This window comes from Treponema sp. R80B11-R83G3, from assembly GCF_054786115.1.
Map to the genome: position 1 here is coordinate 1 of NZ_BDHF01000225.1, position 1,314 is coordinate 1,314.

Here is a 1,314-nt window from a genome sequence, read left to right on the forward strand (position 1 = left end):
ATAATATACTCATCAATTTTTCTCCTAACTGGTTTCTATACAATGCTATTATTAATTCCTATATTATTAAGAATAACCGTTGTAAATTGGCTTCCGGTATATTCCCAATTGAATTTTTTACTAAATTCATGCGCATTTCTGCGCATTTCTTTATATTTTACCGGGTTTTTTATGGTATTTTCCATAATTTCAAGAATTCCTTGACTATTATTTTTAGTTGCTATGTAGCCGGATTCCCCAAAATTCACCGCGTCTATTAATCCCGGAGAATTAAACACTATGCTAGGAGTTCCTACAGCAGCCGCTTCTGTTATTATCATCCCCCAACCTTCTCTTATAGATGGAACCAGCAATATATACGCTCTGCTCATAAGTTCCAATTTTTTATCTTCCGTAACAAATCCATAGTATATAATATCTTTATTCTCGGTCAAATTACCATAAGATAAATTATATTGAGAACAAATTGGCGTTAATGAATGATTTATATATTCCTCATCTTTTTTCCCTACTATCCATAATTTTGCGTTATGATATATTTTTTTTAACTCACCAAATGCATTAATACATATATCAATTCCTTTGTATTTTGCGAATCTTCCAACATAAATAAATGTTGGTACCGATTCCTTGTTTTGAAAATCTACTTCATTCCATACTTTAAAATTTAAACCAACCGGTATTATATTTATTTTTTTATTATCAAACCCTACAGCCTCTAAATCTCTTTTTGTCGATTCTGATTCTGTAATAGTTAAATCATTTTTATTTAATTTTAACATAAATGTTTCCGCTAACATACCCAATTTGTTAAACGGAAATTTTAAATGAAAATCCCATATTTCTCTGGTCAGTTGAAAAATTAAGAATATACGTTTTTTATGATTTACCCAAAATTTTGTAAAAAAACGGAAAGTATTACATTGATCAACCACAAAATCAATTTTATCTTTGTTTTTTTTATAAAAAGCTCTGCATTTCCAGATAATATTAAGTAAATTACCTTTTCTTATATAAATTATTCCGTCAATATTTTCTATATTTTTTGCTCCTTCAAATATAGGCGAAAAATGTATTATTCTGAATTTATTTAGATCAGCGTTATGCATCATCTCGTGTGTATATATTTCAGCGCCGCCCATTTTAGGAGATTTTATATCTCTCCATGATAAAAATAAGATTGTAATTTTACTTGACTTTTCTAAAATCATTTTCTATTTACTTGCCGTCTGAAATGATCGTACTACTTTTCTACATTGTATTATATTCAATATTAATATTCCAAACGACACTGCCGCCAGTACATATATAATC

General features: G+C 28.5%; 1 protein-coding gene. It reads right to left on the bottom strand.

The window, feature by feature from the left end; genetic code table 11:
- Positions 1–35: 35 nt before the first annotated feature.
- Positions 36–1,211 (bottom strand): glycosyltransferase family 4 protein, encoded by a 1,176-nt coding sequence (locus ACYVRH_RS12835; RefSeq protein WP_461257291.1) that lies wholly within the window; start codon positions 1,209–1,211, stop codon positions 36–38.
- Between the last annotated feature and the right edge of the window lie 103 nt (positions 1,212–1,314).

Bases quoted from the DNA above. Each gene is read 5' to 3' on its own strand.
- ACYVRH_RS12835 (WP_461257291.1), bottom strand. From the start codon at position 1,211: ATGATTTTAGAAAAGTCAAGTAAAATTACAATCTTATTTTTATCATGG.